The organism is Ignavibacteriota bacterium (genome assembly GCA_016713565.1).
In the GTDB taxonomy this organism is placed as follows: Bacteria; Bacteroidota; Ignavibacteria; order Ignavibacteriales; family Melioribacteraceae.
This window is the reverse complement of record JADJOX010000004.1, coordinates 47,389-53,502: the sequence shown is the minus strand read 5'-3', so window position 1 is coordinate 53,502 and position 6,114 is coordinate 47,389. Positions and strand designations below refer to the sequence as shown.

The 6,114-nt window shown below is 33.0% G+C and carries 1 protein-coding gene and 4 pseudogenes; 1 reads left to right on the top strand and 4 read right to left on the bottom strand.

Translation table 11 applies throughout. The annotated features are described in order from the left end of the window. Positions 1 to 399: 399 nt before the first annotated feature. A pseudogene (locus tag IPK06_04745) lies at positions 400 to 874 on the bottom strand (hypothetical protein). Between the two features lie 260 nt (positions 875 to 1,134). Between IPK06_04745 and IPK06_04740 the strand changes: the two are divergent. Further along, positions 1,135 to 2,328: pseudogene (locus tag IPK06_04740) on the top strand (6-phosphofructokinase). Between the two features lie 74 nt (positions 2,329 to 2,402). Here IPK06_04740 and IPK06_04735 read toward each other — a convergent pair. The 3 genes and pseudogenes from IPK06_04735 to IPK06_04725 form a co-directional block, all read right to left on the bottom strand. Further along, positions 2,403 to 4,513: pseudogene (locus tag IPK06_04735) on the bottom strand (UvrD-helicase domain-containing protein). A 190-nt stretch (positions 4,514 to 4,703) separates the two neighbouring features. Further along, the gene (locus IPK06_04730) at positions 4,704 to 5,057 is read right to left on the bottom strand and encodes an ester cyclase (protein ID MBK7979307.1); all 354 of its coding nucleotides are present in this window, start codon (positions 5,055 to 5,057) and stop codon (positions 4,704 to 4,706) included. Between the two features lie 88 nt (positions 5,058 to 5,145). Beyond that, positions 5,146 to 6,110: pseudogene (locus IPK06_04725) on the bottom strand (aminopeptidase). Positions 6,111 to 6,114: the final 4 nt, after the last annotated feature.

Here is a 6,114-nt window from a genome sequence, read left to right as displayed (position 1 = left end):
AAAAACATTTGCTATTCTTGTGCAATAAGTTCTTTATTTGAATTATGTCTTGATCCGATCATACCATCGGCAACCACAGCGGAGAAGTGCTCAATTGCGGCTAAAATTGCAATTGTTGTGGCTGGCATTATCATTTCCTAATCTTTAAAAACTGAATTCTGGAAAAATTGACTGTGAATTATCGAAGGATTTCTCTGAATTTTGATTCAATAGTTTCAACATTAAGATTGAAAACTTGACCAATAGAACACTTACAAATATTGCAAGTAAAGAAATGGGATTTTCTGAAAACTTTCGGCCAAAAAATTATAATTATTAAAGACAAAACAGAAATGTATGGGGGTTTGAAGATTTAAAGTAGAAAAAATTATGTACAAAAACTGTCCATTTTCCAAAAAATCAAGCGGGTACATTTTCAATTTTCAGACCAAAAAAAATCTTTAATTTGGCTTGAAAATATTACAACAGCAAATTCCGGTTGTAAATCCTACCGCAACTGGATAAGGAATAAATTTGATCATAGCCCCAAATCTTGCGACACCCATAACAATTAAAATAATGCCCGCCATTAAAGTCGCGATAATCAATCCATTAACGCCAAATTGCTGAACAATACCATAAACAATTATAACAAATGCTCCGGTCGGACCTCCAATTTGAACTTTGCTTCCGCCAAAATAGGAAACAATAAATCCTCCAATTATGGCGGTAATCAAGCCTTTTCAGGAGTTACACCAGAAGCAATACCAAAAGCAATTGCAAGAGGCAATGCCACAATCCCAACTATTACTCCTGAAGTAAGTTCGGATAATAACTGTTTTGATGATAATTTTTGTATAGGTAGAAAAAATGATTTCCACGACATATTCGACATAGTTCAGCTCTTGGGAGTGTAATTTTTATTTTTTTATATTTAAATTTAATTTAATTTAGATACAAATACCCTTTTAAATGCAAACTATATATAAGAATTTTGATTTATATATGAATAATTATACACAATAACTAAAAAGAGAATATTGGGTTATTTTATATTTCGCAAAAAATAATTATAAGTTATATTTACGGTCGGAAAAATTAAGATTTAACGTTGCAAACAAACCAATTAAATTCCAAATGGAGAAAGAATGAGTAATATTAACAAAATCCAGAACAATTGGAATTCTTACTGGAGGCGGAGATGTTCCGGGATTAAATCCGGCAATCCGTGCAGTAACAATTCGCGCAATACGTGAAGGATACCGTGTTGTTGGAATTCGCCGTGGTTGGGGTGGAATGGATTGATATTGTTAGAGATAAGCAATATGACAATAGTGAAAATTTCATTGAACTTTCAGAAAAGATAGTAAATAAAGCTGGAAGAACCGGCGGTACATTCTTGCATTCGTCCAGAACACGAGCTAGTCACGTTCCAAAACCGAATGTTCCCGAACACTTAAAAGACAGCTACACCAATGAAATTAATGATTTGACTCCTGAAGTAATGCAAAATATCGACTTTATGGGATTAGATTATTTAATTCCGATTGGCGGTGATGATACATTAAGTTATGGGAAACATCTTCATGACCAAGGCATGAAAGTTATTGCAATTCAAAAACAATGGATAATGATGTTCCGGGAACAGATTATTGCATTGGATTCAGCACATGCGTAACAAGAACAATTGAATTGACGCACGCGCTCAGAACAAGTGCCGGTTCTCACGAAAGATTTTTAATAATCGAAGTTTTTGGAAGATACGCTGGATTCTCAGCATTGCTGCCAACTATGGCCGGAGCAGCAGACCGCTGCGTTATTCCTGAACACAAGTTCGATGTAGAAAGATTAACAGAATTAATGGTGTACGACCGCATGAATAATCCGAGCAAATATTCAGTATGTTTGGTTTCTGAAGGTGCAATGATGCAAGAAAGTGCTGATATGACATTTGAAGATCAGGGAAACAGATATGTTCGGACATAAGAAATTGGGCGGAATTGGTGACATGGTTTCTAAAAGATGAAAGACCTTTCTGTTAAATACAATAAAGGACATAGAGTGAATGTAATCAATCAACGTTTAGGTTATATGGTTAGAAGCGGCGACCTGACGCGATTGATTCAATGTACCTATGGCATACGGAAACTTAGCTTTGGATTTAGTGCTCGAAGGAACATCAGGAAGATTGGTAACTCTTAAAAACGGAAGATACGACAATGCTCCGATTGAAATTGTAACGAGTTTCAAAAGGTAGTTGACGTTGATAAATATTATAATGTTGAACGATTAAGACCTCATTATAAGAGCTTTGAATCAAAACCATTATTTATTATGGCTAGTGATTAGGATTTTAGCTTTATGTTTAAAACAAAAAAGCCCAATCTCATTTAGAAATTGGGCTTTTTATTTTTATAATAAGTTTAGGAAGCCAAATGTATATTCGCAAATTTTAATAAAAGAGTTTTGGTTCCTTTTTCTTCAAAAGCGATAGTTACTTTAGTCATATCTCCAGCACCGGTAATTTTCAATACTTTTCCATTTCCGAATAATTCATGGGATATTCTGCTGCCAACTCTAAATGCCCTTCTTTCCTGGTTAAAATCGTCATAATCTTCCTGATACATTTCATCATAAAACGCCTTTCTTCTTCTTCCGCCTTTTCTTAAACTACCTTTATTATCGTCATCAACAGTATCGGGATCAAGCTCATCCAAAAACCGCGACTTACTTTGATATGCAACTTCGCCAAATCTATATCTTGATCTTGCGTACGAAATGAATACTTTTAATTGTGCTCTTGTCAATGCAACATAAAAAGTCTTCTTTCTTCTTCAATTTTAGAATCGTTGTCGAATTTTGGATTTAACGGGAAAATATCTTCTTCGCATCCGGTTATGAAAACAACCGGAAATTCCAAACCTTTTGCACTATGAATCGTCATTAATGTAACTGAATTGTTTTCTTCAGAATACTGATCAATTCCGGCAATTAGTGAAACTTCAGCTAAAAAGTCGTCAATAGTTGCATCTGGTTTTCCCTTAACAAACTCGGCAATTCCGCTCAATAACTCCTGAATATTTTCATATCTCTGCATCGATTCTTGAGTATTTTCTTCCTTATAAACTTTCAGAATTCCAAGATCATCAATCAACGCGGATGTTAACTCCAAAAGTGAAAGTTCGTTTTTGAGTTTGATGTATTTATCTAAAAGCAATTTGAACTGTTTAACATTTTTCTGAATTCTCTCTTTTACTTCAATAACTTCAAATACTCTGGACATTGTAGTAAAAAGTGAAATATTCAATTTTCTGGCAAAATCGATCATTTTGCTTATTGATGTATTTCCTATTCCTCTTTGGGGGAAATTCATAATTCTAAGCAAACTTTCTTCATCTTCCTGGTTTGCCAAAATTCTTAAATATCCAATAACGTCCTTTACTTCTTTCCTTCTATAAAATTCTACGCCGCCAATTATTTTATATGGAACTTTTTCTCTTTTTAAAGCTTCTTCCAAAGCTCTTGATTGAGAATTAATTCTATAAAGAATCGCGATATCATTTAATGGAATTTTCCGACTCGTAACTTCCTTTTTAATTTGTTTTGCGATTAAATATGCTTCGTCTTTTTCATCTGTACTTCTAATTATAGAAATATCTTCGCCTTCTTTGTTTTCTGTCCAAAGAGTTTTTTAATTTGATTCTGATTATTTTTGATAATTGAATCGGCTGCTTTTAAGATTTTTCCAGTCGATCTGTAATTTTGCTCTAATCTAAAAGTTTTTGCTTTTGCAAAATCCTTTTCAAAATTCAGCATGTTATTGATATCGGCGCCTCGCCAACCATATATGCTTTGGGCATCATCTCCAACCACACAAATCTTAATTTTGGGTGAAGTAATAAGTTTCAGCAATTCGTATTGGGCTTTATTGGTATCTTGATATTCATCAACAAGAACATACTTGAATTGACTTTTATATTTTGTTAATATTCTTTGGTTTTCATTGAACAAGTCAATTGGTTTAAGAAGTAAATCATCAAAATCCATTGAATTATTTAGTTTTAGTCTTTTATTGTATTCAACGTAAACTTCAGCAACCTTTTTTTCAATCAAATTATTAGCAATATGTTTTAAATATTCATCTGCTTAGCGCATTTGATTTTTTAAAAAACTTATTTTATGCTGGACTGAATTTGCCGTTAAATTATCCAGATTAATATTTTAAAGCTTGAAGACAGTTACTTACTAAAGATGTTGAGTCTTCTTTATCATAAATTGAAAAGTTAGGTTCATAACCTATTTTATTTGCTTCAACTCTTAATACTCTTGCAAAAATTGAATGGAAAGTTCCCATCCATAATTCATTAGCTTTTGGACCAATAAGTTTTGCAATTCTTTCTTTCATTTCCTTTGCAGCTTTATTGGTAAATGTTAACGCAAGAATTGAAGATGCTTCATAACCGTTTTCTAATAGATATGCAATTTTATACGTCAATACTCTTGTTTTTCCCGAACCGGCGCCTGCCACAATCATGTTGGGAGCACTATTGAATTCGACTGCTTCTCTTTGTTTTTCGTTCAATTCATTAAGTATTTTCACTTTTACCTCGATTTTTCAAGATGGCAAATTTACTAATTTTAAAATGCCAATTTCAAAAATTAGAATTGTTTTGATAATAATTATAAGATATGAGATGAGATTTGCGTTAATTTTATGGATAAAATCATTTATTTAAGTGGTCTGAAATATCCCATTCGCCCCACCGTTTAATAATTTTAACTTCTTTTATTTCAATAATCTCGATACCGGTTATTTTAGTAAGCTTTTCAGTTGGACCAATACCCAAATATTTCTGTTTATTTATTCCAATTGAATGCCATCGAACGGCAATTTGAGATTTTTCAAAATCAATTAAAATATCGTCAACATTGGTTTGTAAATCGGGGAATGCGTTTAATAGTTTTAGAATGCCTTCTTTAAAACCGTTTTTATCGCTGGGTCTTCCGGAAGATGAAAGATCTATAAAATCATCTGAATGCAATTCATCAAATAAGTTTAAGTCAAGGGTGAATTCCACAAAGAAATCCATTGGTTTGCAAGATATTCGAATTTAGATCGATTGTATAACATATTATACTATAATAATTTAGATACTTTAATTAAAGTTACCAACTAATTAATAATTTACCGTTTTTCATAATTATTTTATTATCAAAGTAAACGGTAGGTTTAAAATTACTCCGTCAACATGTATAGGAACGTCAATTTTTCCACCCATACTTAAATTATTTCCTAAGGCTATATGGACCGTTCCGAGAACTTTTTCATCTTCCAATAATATTCCGCTAATCTTAGCTTTGTCATTGGTTCCGATTCCGATTTCGGCTATGTTCCTTCCATTTTTACCAAATTTCGATAACATATTAATCAGTTGCTGAGCTTCCTCGCCGCCGGAAATTTCTGACGCATAACCATTTTCTACAACAATTTTTATTGGAGTTTTTAGTTTGCCCACACCTGCAAATGATCCGTCAGAAACAAATACTCCATTTGTCGTACCTTCAACGGGAGCAGCGAATGCCTCGCCCGTAGGTAAATTTCCGCTTTCACCTTTTTTATGAAATAAACCTTTGCTTGCAATTGCTTTTCGCCCTTCAATGTTCATTGTAATATCTGTTCCCAATGAGGTTGTAATTTTGACATTATTGGTTTTATCCATCATTTTTGCGAGTTTTATTGAAAGGTTTGCAATTTCTTTATAATCTGCGCTAAGCCCTCTGATCATTACTTCCTTAGTAATTCCAGGAAAAGTAGCAATTCTTTTTCCTAATGCGGAAGCTTCCCTTCTTGCGTTTGTATGAGTCAATGATTTTGTAGTCGGGCATAAAATTACATCCACCAACTTCATCGCTTCGGCAATGAACTTAGGCGGTTCTTGTCCGTTATACTCGAGCGGTTGCATTTCCAAATAGAAAGATTTGTAGCCCAATCTTTTAGAATTCTCAAATAATGATATTCCAATCTCTCTTTTATTTTCATCTGAAATTATCAGAACTTTCTCATTTTTTTTAGTTCCCATACAATCTTTAATTGCAATTACAGATGCTCTATCAAGATTTGTTAATTTCATTGTT